This is a genomic window from Anaeroglomus insulsum (assembly GCF_050689095.1).
Lineage (GTDB): Bacteria > Planctomycetota > Phycisphaerae > Sedimentisphaerales > Anaerohalosphaeraceae > Anaeroglomus > Anaeroglomus insulsum.
In genome coordinates this window covers 1-16,251 of the sequence record NZ_JBOGCL010000025.1, presented here as the reverse complement: position 1 = coordinate 16,251, position 16,251 = coordinate 1, and the positions used below count along the sequence as shown (strand labels likewise).

Annotated in this window: 16 protein-coding genes; all 16 read left to right on the top strand. The window is 63.2% G+C overall.

Annotated features, from left to right (window positions below):
- Positions 1–743 (top strand): hypothetical protein (locus ACQ9LF_RS13730; protein ID WP_462489989.1); only part of this gene is annotated, 743 nt, incomplete at its 5' end.
- Positions 744–749: 6 nt separating this feature from the next.
- A complete protein-coding gene (locus ACQ9LF_RS13725) occupies positions 750–1,706 on the top strand; it encodes a hypothetical protein (protein ID WP_462489988.1) in 957 nt (318 codons plus the stop codon).
- Positions 1,706–2,161 (top strand): GPW/gp25 family protein, encoded by a 456-nt coding sequence (locus tag ACQ9LF_RS13720; protein ID WP_462489987.1) that lies wholly within the window; start codon positions 1,706–1,708, stop codon positions 2,159–2,161. The genes ACQ9LF_RS13725 and ACQ9LF_RS13720 overlap by 1 nt, the downstream gene beginning before the upstream one ends.
- Before the next feature lie 67 nt (positions 2,162–2,228).
- Positions 2,229–3,638: a baseplate J/gp47 family protein gene (locus ACQ9LF_RS13715; RefSeq protein WP_462489986.1), complete on the top strand. Its 1,410-nt coding sequence runs from the start codon at positions 2,229–2,231 to the stop codon at positions 3,636–3,638.
- Positions 3,638–5,209, top strand: a complete 1,572-nt coding sequence (locus ACQ9LF_RS13710; protein ID WP_462489985.1) for a phage tail protein — start codon at positions 3,638–3,640, stop codon at positions 5,207–5,209. Before ACQ9LF_RS13715 ends, ACQ9LF_RS13710 begins: the two co-directional genes overlap by 1 nt.
- Positions 5,210–5,218: 9 nt before the next feature.
- Positions 5,219–5,812, top strand: coding sequence for a hypothetical protein (locus ACQ9LF_RS13705; protein WP_462489984.1), 594 nt, complete (start codon positions 5,219–5,221; stop codon positions 5,810–5,812).
- 9 nt (positions 5,813–5,821) lie between these two features.
- Complete coding sequence (locus ACQ9LF_RS13700) at positions 5,822–6,808, top strand: hypothetical protein (RefSeq protein ID WP_462489983.1); 987 nt, start codon at positions 5,822–5,824, stop codon at positions 6,806–6,808.
- Between the two features lie 182 nt (positions 6,809–6,990).
- Entirely contained in the window at positions 6,991–7,308 is a 318-nt protein-coding gene (locus ACQ9LF_RS13695; protein ID WP_462489982.1) for a hypothetical protein, read from the top strand.
- Between the two features lie 13 nt (positions 7,309–7,321).
- Positions 7,322–7,855 (top strand): hypothetical protein, encoded by a 534-nt coding sequence (locus ACQ9LF_RS13690; protein WP_462489981.1) that lies wholly within the window; start codon positions 7,322–7,324, stop codon positions 7,853–7,855.
- A 12-nt stretch (positions 7,856–7,867) separates the two neighbouring features.
- Positions 7,868–11,416, top strand: coding sequence for a DUF4815 domain-containing protein (locus tag ACQ9LF_RS13685; RefSeq protein ID WP_462489980.1), 3,549 nt, complete (start codon positions 7,868–7,870; stop codon positions 11,414–11,416).
- 13 nt (positions 11,417–11,429) lie between these two features.
- On the top strand, positions 11,430–11,735 hold the full coding sequence (locus ACQ9LF_RS13680) for a VrlD (RefSeq protein WP_462489979.1): 306 nt from the start codon (positions 11,430–11,432) through the stop codon (positions 11,733–11,735).
- Positions 11,732–13,045, top strand: a complete 1,314-nt coding sequence (locus ACQ9LF_RS13675) for a hypothetical protein (protein WP_462489978.1) — start codon at positions 11,732–11,734, stop codon at positions 13,043–13,045. The genes ACQ9LF_RS13680 and ACQ9LF_RS13675 overlap by 4 nt, the downstream gene beginning before the upstream one ends.
- 213 nt (positions 13,046–13,258) lie before the next feature.
- Entirely contained in the window at positions 13,259–14,254 is a 996-nt protein-coding gene (locus tag ACQ9LF_RS13670; protein WP_462489977.1) for an amidoligase family protein, read from the top strand.
- Positions 14,251–14,751 (top strand): DUF5049 domain-containing protein, encoded by a 501-nt coding sequence (locus tag ACQ9LF_RS13665; protein WP_462489976.1) that lies wholly within the window; start codon positions 14,251–14,253, stop codon positions 14,749–14,751. Before ACQ9LF_RS13670 ends, ACQ9LF_RS13665 begins: the two co-directional genes overlap by 4 nt.
- On the top strand, positions 14,751–15,533 hold the full coding sequence (locus ACQ9LF_RS13660) for a class II glutamine amidotransferase (protein ID WP_462489975.1): 783 nt from the start codon (positions 14,751–14,753) through the stop codon (positions 15,531–15,533). The genes ACQ9LF_RS13665 and ACQ9LF_RS13660 overlap by 1 nt, the downstream gene beginning before the upstream one ends.
- Before the next feature lie 23 nt (positions 15,534–15,556).
- The gene (locus ACQ9LF_RS13655; RefSeq protein WP_462489974.1) at positions 15,557–16,099 is read left to right on the top strand and encodes a gamma-glutamylcyclotransferase family protein; all 543 of its coding nucleotides are present in this window, start codon (positions 15,557–15,559) and stop codon (positions 16,097–16,099) included.
- Positions 16,100–16,251: the final 152 nt, after the last annotated feature.

Below are 16,251 nucleotides of genomic sequence, written 5' to 3'. Positions count from 1 at the left end.
GTATGGCTATGAGTATCCAACATAACCATACGATCTTTTACTGGGAACTTGCTCCGTCCTTGATCCGGGAACCGTATCGGGAGACGGAACAAGCGGTCCCGGTGGCGGTCATCGGATCGCCCGGCGGCGAGGTGCGGTTCGAGTCCGTCCATCCGGAAATCGCCAGGGTCGAGAACGGTGTGCTGCGCTTCGGCGCGACACCCGGCGCGACCATCATCGTGGCCGAGGCGGTCCAGGACGAGGTGGTGTCATCCCGCAGATACATCCAGGTCGACGTGGAGAAGCCCAAAGCCGCGGCGGTGCTCGACTGGAGGTCATCCGGCTATGTGGAGCTTCTGCCGGACGGAACCTGGCATTTTTACTATTACACCGGCTGGTACGACGCTTCCGGCAGCAATATCCGCGTGACCGGGGAGCTTGCATCGGAGGTGACCCTGGACCGGGACTACCTCCTCCGCTTCGATGTCTGGGGCGAGATCGAGAGCGTGGACGGGCCTTACTTCGATACGCTGGAACTCTATGTGAACGGATGGTTCATAAGGAGCTTCAATCCCACCTACGACGTGAACGGCGCACCGCTCCAGCCATACCCTATCCCACGCAGGACCGAGACCATCGACCTTTCCCAGTTTGCAGGAAGCACGGTCACGTTGCGGTTTGTTTGGGACACGGGCGACGGCCAATACCAGAAGTTCGACGGCTGGTTCATCCAGAACATCGAACTCATACCCATCGGAGGCTGACGGAATATGGTAGTCGGAAACGGATACGGTTACGGGTACGGAGAGGAAGGTGGCGGGCCGATCATCGAGCAGACGAGTTCATCGGAATCCCACTATGAACTTATGGCGCTGGCGCGTCTGCTTGCGGCCGGTCTCGGCGTGACTGACGGCGAGGGTGATGAGCCCTATCTCCGACAGATTCGAGACAGCCTGGCCGAGATCAAAGGCATTCTGCAGCAGAGTCACGACGCCTCCGAAGCCCTGCGGGCGGAAGCTCAAACGGTACTGGAGGCGCACGCCGAGAGCGCGCAGCAATACATGCACGTCGTGGATCAACCCACGCCGCAGGACTTTGATCCCTTCGTCGCCATGCCGGCGGGCACCGCCGTGAGAGACCTTCCCGACGGAGGACGCATTTTCACACTGGCCGACGGCGTCATGGTTCGGGTGGGACCGGATGGAAGACTGACGGCCATCGGTATGGATGGCTCTGTGACCCTTCTCGAACCCGCGCGCGGCGGCGTGGTGACGCTCCCCGACGGCCGAGAGCTAATGCTCAGGCCCGAGGCGGTTCGGGTAACCCACGAGGCGGCCGGAATTGAGGGCCTTCCCCTGGATATCGATCCGATACAGACCGCGCAAGGGCGCTACCGCATCGAGCTGCCTGGCGGATACCGGCTGGACGTCTTTCAATTCGAGCGCACGGCCATGATCGGCAACCCCGCTGGCACCTCGGTGGTGCTCGGCATTTCCCGGATCGAAGGCGTGGGTGAGGATGTCGAGGTTCGTCTGGTACCCGGCGGGGCCAAGGGCTTTACGGCCATGGAAAGCGGTCACAAGGGCGTCATCGAGGCCGACGGCACGATCCATGTCGCCATGGCGAACGGCTTGGACTTGGTCATTCATTTCCCGGACGACGATGGCTCCAATGGAGACCCAGGTTCGGATAGCGTGCCCGGCTGCATCTGCGAGGAGCGTGACTGATGGCTTTGGATTTCCTCGGACGCGGGTTGAAGTTTCCCTTCCGCTTTCAGCGGCGGTCCGGGGGCGCACAGGTCTCTTCGGCCACCTCCACCGAACACGAACACATCCACGAGAGCATCATTCAGATTCTCGGCACCCGGCCTGGCGAACGCTTCATGCGCCCGGAATTCGGATCGAGGCTCAAGGACTTGGTGTTCGAGCCCAACGACGAGGTGTTGAAGGGGCTGATCCGCCATTACGTGATCGACGCCGTGAAGCGCTGGGAGAAACGGGTCGTCATCACCGGCGTCTCCTTCGACGGTTCCCCCGCGAACAAGGATCGCAATCTTCTTCCGGTCCGCATCGCCTATCGCGTCATCCAAAGCCAGGTGGAAGGCAACCTGGTCTATCCCTTCTACCGCGAACCGCGCCCATCCGCTCCGCCCCGACAGTTCCGCTCCGTCGCCGGTAAGTAACAAGCGGGTCCTCGTCCGGCTCGTCCGGCGGGACCACTTGTGACCGAACCGCAACGGACGAACGGAAATGGGCAGAGCAAGCATCGCTTACACGAACAAGGACTACGAGTCCATGCGCCGGGAATTGCTGGCGCGGGTGCCGCAGCTCACCGACCGCTGGACGGACTTCAACGCGTCCGACCTCGGCGTGGTGTTGCTGGAACTCTTCTGCGGCATCGGCGACATGCTGGCCTATTACCTCGACGCCCAGGCGGCGGAGGCCTTCCTGCCCACCGCCCGCCAGCGGCAGAACGTCATCAACCTCTGCAAGCTCATCAGCTACCGGCTCGACGGGCCGGTGGCCGCGACGACCGCTTTGAGATTTTCCCTGGCCGCGCCCCTCGACGCGGATCTGGTGATCCCGGCGGGAACGACGTGCAGGGCCCGTCTGGAAGAAAACGACATCGTGTTCGAGACGGCCGAAGACGCGACGATCCCTCGGAGTCGGACGAGCGTCGATACAGGCGCGCGCCAGGGAAAACGCAAGACCGAGACCTTTACGGCAGACGGGGACACGGGCGATCCGATCATTTTGGCCGGAAAGGAAATCGCTCACGGTTCGATCCGTGTGTGGGTGCAGGACCAGGAATGGACCGAGGTCTCCCACTTCCAGGAAAGCGGCTCCGACGCGCGCCACTTCATGGCGGAGACCGACGCGCTGGACATCACCCGGATCGTCTTCGGCGACGGATTGCGCGGAGCACTTCCCGACTCCGGCGCGGAAATCCGCGTCGAGTACCTCGAAACCCTCGGGGTCGAAGGCAACCTGGGTCCCAATCTCGTCACCGAGCTTCTCACGGCCATCTACCTCGACGGCGGTTTGGTTCCCCTCGCGGTTACCAACCCGGTCCCGGCCACCGGCGGAGCGGACCGCGAGACTCTGGAACACGCCCGCCGCCAGGCCCCGGCCGAGGTCCGCTCGCTCTGGAAGGCGGTCAGCAAGGAGGACTACCTCGCCCTGGCCGAAGGGTTTCCCGGCGTGGCCAAAGCCCAGGTACTCGACGTCAACGACTGCAAGAACATCCGCTACTACCAGGTCAACCTGGCCGTGGCCCCGGACGGCGGCGGTCCGCCGTCAGCGCTTCTCAAGCAGGACCTCGCCGAATACCTGGAATCGCGCAAGATCATCACCGTCGAGATCAACCTCTTCGATCCTGTCTACCGTCCCGTATCGATTGACGCGGAGGTGTTCGCCTATGCCGGCGAGGACCTCGACCTGGTCCGGAGCCGCGTCGAACAGACCTTGGCGGACTTCTTCGCCTTCGACCGCATGAGCTTCGGCGCGCCGGTCCACTACTCGGATCTGGTGGCGCTTCTGGACGGCGTGCGGGGCGTGAGCCACGTGCGCATGTACAGGCCGACCCAGGACGTCGACATCCACGCCGGTCAGATCGCGGCGCTCGGTCAGGTCAACCTCGACGTGCGGAGGGCGTCCTGATGTCCTCCTACTTCGAAAAGAAACTCATCGACCTGCTTCCGCCGCTCTACCGCGAACGGGATGAGTCCGGCGATCTCGATTCCTTTCTCAAGGTCCCGGCCGTGAGCCTGGACGAAATCAAGGTGCTGGCCGAGCGTTTCCCCGAGATCTTCGACGTCGGGCGTTGCGAGGAAAGGTTCTTGCCGTTTCTCGGCGGGATCGTCGGCCACCGTTTCGATCCCACCGTAAACGCGCCTGCCCAACGGCGTCTCATCCGCGAGGCCGTGGAGATTTACCGGCGCAAGGGCACCATCCCCGCCATCGGCCGCTCGCTCGGTGACATCGGGTGGGAGGGGCGCATCGAGGAGACTTTCCACAAGGCGCTGCGTCTGAACCGCCGTTCGGTTGTCGGACGGGCCAAACTGCCGGGGCTGATCTACAGCCTGGGCGTCTACCGCATCGACAGCGACAACCTCGTCCAGGGAGTCCGGGACGCGCTGCCCTTTCATCATCCCGCGGGCACGCGGGTTTTCTTCCTGCAGTGGCTCTACACGCTCCTGTCCATGGAGTCGGATTTCGAGGCGGTCATAAAGAAGGTCGTCGAGCGGGTGTGCCTCGGGCATCTGCACGAAACGTTCGTGGTCAACCACAATGCCCTGAACACGGGTTACCACCTCACCCGCAAGAACAAGACCTGGGGTTGGTGGCGGATCACCGACGGCACCACGCTCATGCAGGACATCGAGCGAGCCGCGGTGTGCGTCTCCCGCTGGCATGGCCGCTCGCCCCGGTTCCGCCTGAACACCGGCAACCTGAACGCCGAACGTCTGCCGAACCTGTGGATCAGTGAACGGCGTGCGGCGTTTTGCTGCGAGATCGAAACCAAGCCCGCGGTGGAACCGGGCGTCTCGTTCATCCGGCTGGCGGGCCAGGAACTGAATCGTTCGCGCCTGAATCGTTCCGCCCAGCCTTGCCGGATCAAGTTCCGCCAGAAAGACATGCTCTCGGAAGCCGTCCAGGATGCGCCCGACCTCACGGGAGACCGCCGCACGCACCGGTACGGGAAGCGGTCGCGGCTCTCCCATTGGTTCCGCGTCGGGCATTCGAGGCTCGGAAGGGACGACAAGGTCTCCGGCGCTGCCGTGGGCCGTCACCTTTTCATCACCGCTTACGCCGACGCTCAGTGGTCGGAGGTATCCGGCGCATGGGACGTCGTCGACCGCTGGCGCGCCCGCAGGCCCGGCTTTTCCCTGAACAACAAGGCGCTCAACATCGCCGAACTGACCGACGCCTATGTGACCGAGGCCCGCGCATCCTTCGAGATGGACGTGGACACGGGCATTCCGCGCAGAAAACGCGTGGAGACGCTCCTGCTCAACCGCCGCAGGCTGAATCACACAGGCTTGCTCCTGTCCGTGGACCGGACCCGGCCCATGCGGCTCGGCTCGATGCCGCTCAACGCCTCGGGCTTCCGCAAGTCGAAGCCCTGCCTCCGATGGCGCTACCGGCAGCGGGACGATCACGCCGAGGCGACCGCCGGTTTCGAGGCGGCGGCAAACCAATACACGGTCACGCAATGGCCGGCGGCATAGGAGAGATTGATGGCGATACATCTGTACGAAGACATCACATTGACCCAGAGGATATCCGAGGGCGACCTCGCAAATCCCGATGACGACACCTACAACGGCACGGACGGGGAAACGAAAGACAAGGAACTGTTCGTAGCCAACGAACAGACGATTCTCGCCGCTGCCCTGGCATCGGGGGCGACCTCACTGCAGCTTTCCGCGCCTCGCTTCACCGACGGCGAAATCATCATCGTCGACGACGAACAGATGCGCATCCTGAGCGGCGGCGGGACGACCGTCCTCGCGGTGGAACGCGGCTATGGCGGCACAATCCCGGCCGCCCATGATCCGGGTGCCGCGGTCTATTCCGGGTACGACTATACCGGGCTGGTGATCGAACCGGTGGATGTCGCCGGCGGCGACGAGTCGGATTGGTACGCGCTGGCCCTGACCCAGGCGGGTCTCGCCACCGCCGTCGGCGGCGCACCGCTCAACCTGGGCGATAAAGCCCACGACGTGACCCTCTCGTTCTGGCGTCGCTGTACGGTGCCGTCCGGAACGCCGGTACAAAACAAGACCGACCTCAAACTCCGGCTCACCGGTACGGAAAACCCGATCCTGTAGGAGGAACGTATGGCCTATCACAGCACATCCGGCACCGCTTCAAACATCGCGGATTTCCTCGTCCGCCTGAAAGATTTCCTCGTGGGAACGGTCGGCTGGACGCTTCGGGACGACCGCTCCGGCGACGCCGAGCCCAGTTACGTGCTGGCATCCACGGGAGAGAGCGGAGCCGAAGACATCTTCCTCCGGTTCGTCAACGACGCCGCAGCCGACCGAATCGCGGTCCGCGCCTACCTGTACTGGGATGCGGCGACACACGCGGGCGTGAAGGAGGCGTTCAACACCAGCTACACCTACATCAAGACCGTGGATGCTTCGGCATTCCTGTATTGGATTTACGCGGACATGGACCACGTCTTCATCGTGACCAAGATCGCGGCCGTCTATTACGCGCATTACTGCGGGCTCTTGAAGCGGTTCTGGTCCGGAGCCGTCGCCGTCACGCAGGCGGCCGCATTTCCGGGTTCAGGCGTCACACTGCAGGTCAACGACGCCTCCATCTTCAGGGTCGGGGGTTATTACCTGATCAAGGACAACGCGGGAATCGAACGCGTCCAGGTGACGGCGGTGGATACGGGCGCGTCCCCCAATACTGTCACTCTGACGAGCCTCGTCGCAGCCTATGCGCTCGGAGCGAAGATCGGCGAGGACCCGCAGCCGGTCGTCGTCGGCCACTACCAGTCCCCGGGCAGCTTCTACGCCCTCAACAAGTTCGACGGCTGGGCGAGTGCGACCGGTCAGGCCGGCACGTGCGGCGCGGCCCACGGCGGTTTTCAAACCGCCAGCAATCCCGACCAACGCCAGGGGCTCATCACCTTGTTTCCGTGGCTCGCGGCCCATACGACGGCGGCCTACAAGGAGCTGCGGGGCGAACTGATCGAGGTTTATGCCCACGGCGGAGGTGTTACGGACTCCGAAGATGTCCTCGATCTCGGCGGAGTCACCTACAAGATTTTCAACCTGTCCGGCCCGGGCTGGTGCGCGGTGAAGGAGTGATCCCATGGCGGTGAGGCAAGGTAACAAAAAGGAGATCGAGGCGAACGCCGGACGCCTGACGCCGATGTTCCGGGTGGTCCGGAACGTCGGCAAGGCGAACAGAATCACCGGGAGGCTGAGACGTGGCAATCCGTAGCGGAAAAACTCTCTCCGTCCGGGCCTTCGCAGGGTCCGTGGTTCCGATGAACCGCGCCCGGATGCCGGCCTTCCCGGCGGTCGTTTTCGAGGCCGTCGGCGCGGTATCCGAGACCCGGACAATCCGGCGCGACACGGACGCGGCCTTGAGGATCACGGCGGAGGTGGATGCCCCCGCCGACATCCAGGCCGTGATCATGCGGCCGGTCGAACGGCGGAGCGATACCCGCTGCGCGGTGTTCGCCGAGATCAAGCGGACGGCGGATTCGAAACAGCTTGTGGTGCGCGAGACAGCCCGTCAAGCGAAAGCGCGCCAGACCGTTTTCGCCGTGCTGATCCGCGAAGGCCACACAATACAGACCTGAAGGAGGAATACCAATGTCACTTGGACTCATCGTCAAAACGGGCCGCATTCTCACCGCGCGGCTGCTCATGGGCGATCCCATCGAGGGCATCACCCACTGCGCCATCGGCGAGGGCGACGCCACGTTCACCGATCCCGTCAATCCGCCCGCGCCGGATATCGACCAGACAGCGCTCAAGAACGAGCGGGCCCGCAAAAAGCAGTACAAGCGCACCTTTCTCAAGGAGGACCCGGAAGGGACGCTCATCGTCAACGGCATCCATTACATCGAAACCGCCGAGGAGACCCAGACCATCGGCGTCTTCTTCCGCTTCGAGGAAAACGAGGCCAACGGCATCACCATCCGGGAATACGGTTTCTTCGGAGGCGACGTGGCCTACATCGCCGGACTTCAGTCCGACTATGCGGCGAACGGCGTTCACCACCCGGACACCAACCCGACCGGTGAGGTGCTCGATCCCGGCTACCTCTACGAAGTGAAGAACATCCCCGACTTCAACAAGACCTCGGACACGCGCGTTGAGCTGGTCGGGGTCATCAAGATTTAGGAGGAAAGACCAATGTCCATTTCGCGCGATACGTTCGACCCGGCAAAGAACTACAAGCGGGTCCGCTACCACCAGGACCGGGACCTGCTCGACTCGGAGCTCAACGAGCAGCAGGACATCATCAACCAGGAGCGCAGGAAGCTCGCGGACATCCTCTTCAAGGAGGGGGCCATCGTCAGCGGCTTCGGCGTGACGGTCGCGGCCAATGTGCTTACCGTGGCCGAGGGGCTGGTCTACATCGACGGCTGCCTGGAGCGCGTGCCCGGAGCGGTGCTCACCTATGACCCGGCCAAGACGAGCGGCGCGGATTACGTCTATGTCGAGCTGCTCAAGTACAACTACGGCTACAACCAGGACGCCGTGCTCATCAACCCCGCCACCGGCGAACCCACCGCCGAGCGGGAGAAATGGGTTCTTTCCCTCAAGGATCACGACACGAGCGGCGAAGCCTTGCCCAACAACGTGACCCAGCGGAAGGTGGTCGCCCTCCACAAGTTCGACCGTGAGACCGGCGACGTGACGGCGACTGTCCGCGAGAAGTCGAACCTCTACCTCCAGGACCTGCTCGGGACGCTACCGGGAAGCCGCATCACGGTGGCGTCGATCACCGAGGACCAGCTCGCCTTCGCCGCCGCCGAGGGACTGAACTCGCTTCTCCAGAACCTGGCAGAGCGGACCTACGACCAGGCCGGCAGTTATCTGGTCAATGGACTCGACAGCTTCATCGGCGACAACGACGGCGAGAACGTCGAGGTGATCACCAACGCGGGCCGCGCTTACATCCAGGGCTTCCGCCTGCAGAAAGACATGCCCACCACGACACTGGTACCCAAGTCCACGGCCGTCAAGTCGGTCCGGGGTGAGCAGAAGACCTACGTGATCGGCACCCGGCGCTATGCGCTCAACAACACGCCCCTCAAGGAAACCACTCAGGTCGAGGCCATCGTCGAGATCGTCTCCAACATCACCCGCGGATCGGTGGGTGGCGGCGAGGACCTGCTCGTTCCCAATCCGGTGGTGGACATCCTCGAGGTGAGCCAGGGCGCGACAGTCTTTCAGGAAGGCGCGGACTGGCAGCAGTCCGGCAACTACTTGGACTGGCTGGGTTCGGGCAACGAGCCCGCCATCGGCACGACCTACACTGTCCGCTGGACCTATACCAAGCAGATGATCGAGGGGATTGATTACGTGGACGGAGGTTGGTTCGGACGCTCGGGCCATCCCGCAGCGGACGAGTATTTCTATCTGGTCACCGTTCAGAGCGCCACCGGCGAAACTCAGTACGATCCCGCCAAGATCGTTTCCCGCGAGACCCTGGCCGGGGAAATCAACCGCCTCTCCTGGCTGCCGGTCAGCGGAGCGACCGGATACCGCATTTACCGAGGCACGCAGAACACGGTCCGCGCTGATTTCCAGCGGCTCAAGGACGTCGCCTCCGGGGTCACGTCGTACATCGACGACGGCGTCGATGAGATCGTGGGCGGCAACCCGCCCGCCTCCAACACGAGCGGCCTGACCATGTCACCGGTGCAGGTCGAACCCGGCAACATTTCCATCATCAACTTGGGCCGCACCACCATCGGCGACGAGCCGGTGGGCGGCTCCAACTGCAGCATCGACTACGACTACTACGTCGGACGCAAGGACATCATCTACGCCACCACCCGCGAGATCAAACGGCTGGAAGGCGCTCCGGCGGATTGGCCGAAGTTGCCCATCGTTCCGGAAGGTACGCTCGGACTGTGCAGCGTCGATTGTCCGCCGAACTCGGTGGACCTGACGGTCTTCAATTTCGGGCTGACCCGCATCACCATGGACCAGATCCACGAGATCATTAAGGACGTCGAGGACCTCAAGTACAACGACGCCCAGTTCCAGATGAACAACGAGCTACAGAACCGGGACGCACAGACCAAGAAGGGTGTCTATTCCGACAACTTCTCGAACGACGCCCAGTCCGACATCTATCACAGCGAGTGGAGCGCCCGCATCGACCGGGTCCGCCGCTTCGCCGCACCGGCCAGGGCCGCCTCGGCCACCGTGCTCGCGGTAAATCCCACCGCCAGTAACGCATTGTTCAAGGGCAGCCTCGCGCTCCTCCCGGCCACGGAACGTGTGCTCATCGAACAGATCGACTGGTCCGAGGTCAAGAACATCAACCCTTATGCCGTGTTCGAGAAACCCGATGCGTCGGTGGAGATCACCCCGAACATCGGCAGGCGCGGCCAGACCGGGATCGCCGTGGTCGGGTCCAACTTTCAGTCCAACGCGAACAACGTGACCATCCGCTGCGACGGCCAGGTGGTGGCGTCGGGAGTCCATGCGGATACGGCAGGCCGCGTGACCGCATCCTTCGTCATTCCCGAGAACGTGCGCAACGGCAACCGCATCGTCGAAATGAATGACGGACTCTACTCCGCCCGGGCCAGCATTCAGATCAACGACCCGATGATCATCACCCGCATCGAACGCATCGTCGAGGAGCGCATCATCCGTGTGCCTGTGGTCCAGGTGGTCTGGCGCACTCAGATCGTCACCGTGCGCAGCGATCCTCTGGCGCAGACCTTCAGCTTCACTCAGGACAAGGTGGTCTCCAGCGTAGGGCTGTACTTCACCGCCAAGGACCCGTCCATCCCGGTCACGGTGCAGATTCGCGGCGTCACTACGGGTCTGCCCAACGGCATGATTTTCGCGGAAAAGGTCCTGGCCCCTGGCGACGTGAGCCTGAACGCCGAGACCAGGGTCGTCTTCGCCAATCCCTTCTACGCGCAGGCTGGAACCAGCTATGCGGTGGTGCTGCTCACCAACAGCACCAACTACCGCATGCGCGTTGCCACCCTGGGGCAACTGGGTCAAAACGGCGTGATCACCCGGCAGACCTATGTCGCCGGCGTGCTCCTGGAAAGCTCCAACGCCGAGACCTGGACTCCGCTCAACGGTTCCGATCTCACCATGAAAATCTACGGTTACGACTTCCAGTCCGCCGGTGAAGTTCGCTTCCAACCCATTACCGGCGTGCAGTTCAGCGATCTGAACCTTGACGAGTATTCCTCCAGTCCTGAAGGAACCGGCATCGCTTGGGAGTATTCCACCGACGGCGGTGTCATCTGGGACGCCATCGTGCCCGCAGAGGAGGAGCGGCTCCCCAACCTGGCAAGTCAAGTGCTGGTCCGGGCGCTTTTTTCCAGCAACGCCGTCAACAACTCTCCGGCCTTGATTTACAAGGACGTGAATCTCATCGGATATCTCAACAACACGACGGGGGCGTACCTGAACCGCGAGAACGAACTCACCCAGGGCGTTTCATCCACCAAGCTCTATGCCCAGATGAATATCCCCAGCGGGACCACCATCAACTGGTTCGCCTCCAACAACGGCGGGGCGACCTGGGAACCGATGTCTATCCAAACGACGAGGGAGATCGATCAGGAGTGGACGGAGTACACACTCACCAGGACCTTCTCCGATCCGAACGGAAACAAGGTCCGCTACAAGGCGGAGATGACCGGCAACAACCTGGTGTACCCGAGGATTCACACCCTCGGCGCGACGTTGAGCTGATCGGAGGGATGTCATGATCGTTCGAAGACAAGGCGGATTGACCGAGTTCATTCCGTCACCACAGGAAAAACGCGAGGGCGTCCTGCGGGATCACACCCTCGATCTGCTCGCCAATCTCGACGCCCGTATGCGGCGCATCGAGGAGCGACACGGCATCTCCCCGGACGCCGCGGAGGCGTTCGCCGGACTCATGGTCCGCATCAAGCGGGAGGAGATCGAGGCCGGGCGGATCAACCGGGAACTGATGGACGCCGGATACCTACATGAAGACCTGTCCGCCGCGGCGCTTGCGGCGCAGGCCGGGAGGAACCCACTATGAGCATCATTATCAAGAGCAACACCGATACGATTCTGGAACTGCCCGCGCTGACCGGTACGCTCGGGCCCGGAAAGACCTCCGTCGTTCAGGCGATGACCCCGGACCTGCTGCGCGCCGTGGACCTCGGCCTGCTGCTGGTCCCCTCCGGAGCGGAACCGCCCGAGGGGCTGCCGCCAGTCGTGTTCGACCACCGCTACCCGCACGTCCTGCCTCTTACGGCCGGGCGCGCTTACTATGTCCGCATTCTCCGGTCCCCGGGCGCTTTCCACGACGGAACCCGGCCCCGGAACTTCATCGCCTATTACGGCGACGGTGCGGGTACGACTTGCGCCTTCTCCGACGACGGGCTCATCTGGGACACGGAGAAAAAGGTCACCGGCATCGCGGCCAACGGCTATCACGTGGTCTGCGCGCTGGAGGCCGCTGACCGGCTGCGCATCCTCTACTGGAACCCGGACGTTCCCAACCAGCCCTATGCCATGGCCGGTCTGCGCACAGCGGTCTGTGATCCGTCGGTTGCCCCCGCCGCGTTCACGGGCGATACCCCGTGTTCCGGTGACCTGGTGACCGAGGGAAGCGTCCAGGTCTGGAACCGCGGTCATTACGGGCCATCATTTCTCTGGTACAACCCGCTGCCCACCTCGGTCGAAGGAAGACCGTTCACCTGGAGCTACGCCATGTATTTCATCGCCTCGACCGGCGGCAACGACAGCCTCGGCTTGGCCTGTTCCGACGATGCCGTCGAGTGGAAACTGATCGGAAACGGTCCGATCCTTTCCGGCCTGATCGACCCGCAGCCCTGGGAAGGCGCAAACGGCTACGTCTCCGCCGCCCACGTCGAGCGGCTTCCCGACGGGAGATGGTGGATGCTCTACTCCGGGGGCTCCGCGGGAAACGCCGGAATCGGCTATGCATGGTCCTGGGACCGTGTCCACTGGCGCAAGGCGGAGATCAACCCGGTGTTCAAAAACGGCAGCGGGCCGTTCCTCGAACGCTGCTACACGCCGAGTCTGGTCCGGGACGCCAACGGCTCGCTGCTCCTTTACCGCGCGGCCAAGGATGCGACCGCCTACCGCACCTTCGTTTCCCGTCTGCGGGCACCGGCCCTCGGATGGCGTGACCTGCTCGGACCGGACCGGCTCGGTCAGGGGCTCACTGCGCGGGAAGCTGTCCGGCGTGGCGTCGGCACCCAGGCCGAGCGTGACGCTGCCATCCCAGCCCCGTCCATGGGCGACGAGTGGTTCAACACCGACCTCGCGGGCGGCGGAAAGTGGGAGAAACACACCGGGACGATCTGGAAGCAGACCTGATTTCCGGAACACCTCACTTTTCTTCGGCTGCCGGGAAATCCCGTAATCCCGCGTGTTTCCGCAGGTTACGCTTCCATGTACATAACTCATTGGAATCAAAGGAGTTATGTGTCGAATTCGCCTTGCTTTCTGTTCGGAAAGAAGCCTGTATGTGTGTGAACAGAAGAGCCAATCCCTTGCCGGGAAAGGGCTTACAGAACGCAAGGAGAGACCATGGACTTACGCCGGATCAACTTCGGAATCGAGATCGAGACAGTCAAACGGACGCGCGAGCGGGTTGCCCAGGCGATCCAGTCGGTGGTGGGCGGCCAGGTCCGCCACATCGGCAGCCCGGGGAGTTTCGACCCCTGGGAGGTCACCGACGACCATGGACGGGTTTGGAAAGTGGTATCCGACGGCTCGCTCATCAATGTGCCGGTCCACCTGCGGGCCGAGGTGGTGAGCCCCGTCCTGTCCTACGAGGACATCCCCGTCCTCCAAGATGTCGTCCGGGCGCTGCGGGCCTGCGGAGCCAAGGTGGACGACCGTTGCGGCATCCACGTCCACGTCGACGCCACAGCCTTCGACGGCCGGACCCTCGCGAACCTCGCCAAGATCGTCTACAAACAGGAAGCGCTCATCCTCACCGCCCTGGGCGTGAACGAGACCCGCCGCCGCAACTACAGCAAACCGGTGAGCGACGATCTCATCGCGCAGATAGAGCGACGCCGTCCCAGGACCAGGGACCAGCTCAATCACATTTGGTACGGTTATCACAACCGGCAGCCCCAGCACTACGACAGCACCCGCTACCACGGGGTGAACCTGCACAACGTCTGGTACCGGGGTACGGTCGAGTTCCGCTGGTTCGAGGGAACCCTCCACGCGGGCAAGGTGAAAGCCTACGTCCAACTGGTCCTCGCCGTGGCAGCCAAGGCGCTGAACGGACGGGCAGCATCGAGCCGCAAGAGGTCCTTCGACCCGCAGAGCGCCCGGTACGACTTCCGGGTCTTCCTGCTCCACCTGGGTCTCATCGGCGACGAGTTCAAGACAGCGCGCAAGCATCTGATCGCCGCCCTGCCGGGAGACTCGGCCTTCAAACGCGGCAGGGTGAAACCAAACGAACAATCCGCCCCAAAGGTGGAACCCCTCACGGAGGCCGGGCCCGAAACCCGGCCTCCGGCATTTTCGGGGGACGAGACCGGCGGGACGCAAGGAGGCGCGTCATGAGAATGCTGATCCGAAACACCGCCATCAATGGGCAGCCGCTGGACGGCGACGGCGAGGTCTTCACCGGGGAGACGGTAACCGAGGTGGTTCAAGCCATGAAAGGGGCCACGCTCTTTTCCGACCAACGGGACATCGAGGACTACATCGACATGGTCCTGCGCAACGCCAAGATGCTGTCCGGTGTTGAGTTGGCGGTCCGGGGCGACACGGCAGAGGAAAAAGCCGCATCCTTTTTAGATGCATTGATCAAACACGGCCTTGCCGAGGTACAGGACGACAAGCCCGCGCGGATACCGATTCCTGCCATTGTCTGGCAGGGCATCGACGCGGTCCGACTCTCCGGGCAGACCAACATGCTCGACCGACCGGTCGTCGCCCGGCTGGCCGGGGAGCTCGGATGGTCCGACGCCGCGCGCTGGATCGCGGAGCACCCGAAGGAATATGCCGAGGGCGTCTTCCGCGGTTTTGTCGTCGACCCGCAGGGAGGGAAATCCTGATGTGCGGGCTCGCGGGCGTCATCTTCGGAAAAAAACGGCGGCGCGTCGAGGAGAGGGAGCACCTCGCCTGGCTCTTCACGCGCCTGCTGCTGCTGAGCGAGGAGCGTGGTCCACATGCCACCGGCGCGGCCTGGCTCGATGCCGACGGCGGCCACCGGCTCTTTAAACGCCCGGTGACGGCCGAGTGGTTTGTGATGGACAAAGCCTTCGCCGAACTCCTGGCTGGCTTAAACAACCGCGCCACGCTTCTGCTCGGCCATACCCGGTGGCGCACCCGAGGGGACGAACGGGTCAACAGCAACAACCACCCGATTCGAGCCGGGGAGGTGATCGGCACCCACAACGGCACCATTTACAACGCCGACTACCTGTTCCGGCGCTGGAAGATGCGGCGCTTCGCCGAGGTTGACAGCGAGATTCTGTTCCGCCTGGCCGCGAACGCCGCGCGGGACGGTGCCATGGATATCGAGCGGTTCAAGGCGCGCCTCCGGCGCTGCCGCGGGCAGATAACCGCCGTCATCGCCTGCCGGACCGATCCGGAAACCGTCATCGTGCTCAAGGGGAACCGGCCGTTGGAAATGCGGTGGCATCCCCGCTGCAAGGCGGTCCTCTACGCGTCGGACCCGGCGTACCTCGATGCCGTGCTGGCGGAGGAACAAGGCTGGAGGGAGCTTCCGGTCCCGCCCATGAGCCTGGTGGTGTTCCGGCGCGAGGACCTGGCCGCGTATTCGGTGGAGCCCTTCGAGTTCGTCGCCCAGGAGAGAAAGGGGGCGGAACAGTGACAGACACCCCAATGTACCCAGCAATGAATCCAACAGAACCATCGAACGCGAACACAACCGGAATTCTGAGACTCTTCGTCTACGGCACACTGAAGCGCGGTTTCTGGAACCACGACCGATTCTGCCGGGGAGTCCTGGCGGTGGAGGACGCCACGGTCCGCGGCCGCCTCTTCGAGACCTCCTCCGGAATCCCCGTGCTGCTGGTTCCGGAGGAGGACATCCTTGCCGTCGGGACCACCAATCCGCTGGCCGACGTGGCCACACAAGCGCACGTGCCGGCCCGCATGTCCAATCCCGAGCCAACCCCCGACCGGCTCCCGAAGAAGGGCACAGGCGCGCCCTGGGGCCCCGTGTACGGGGAGATTCTTACCTTCGACGATCCCGAGACCCGCCTTCCGGCCATCGACCGGCTGGAGGGGTTTCACCCCGGCGGTCCGAGTCTCTACCGCCGCGTCCTGGTCCCCATCCAGGTAAACAGAAGCGTCCTCCCCGCTTGGCTCTATGTGGGGGAGGACCCGATTTCGAAGAGGTTTACACCTCTTGGGGAGTCTTGCTGGCCCCGGTAGCTTCCGCTCGGTCAAATCCGGAGAAACTCGGAAAAAAGGGATAACATGGTACATCGTCCCCCCTTAGAGCGAATTTTTCTTTGGTCATATAATCGGGACCAATCCAGTCTAACATCAGGGGCGGGAGTTTAGCAAGTTCAATCCTCATTTTC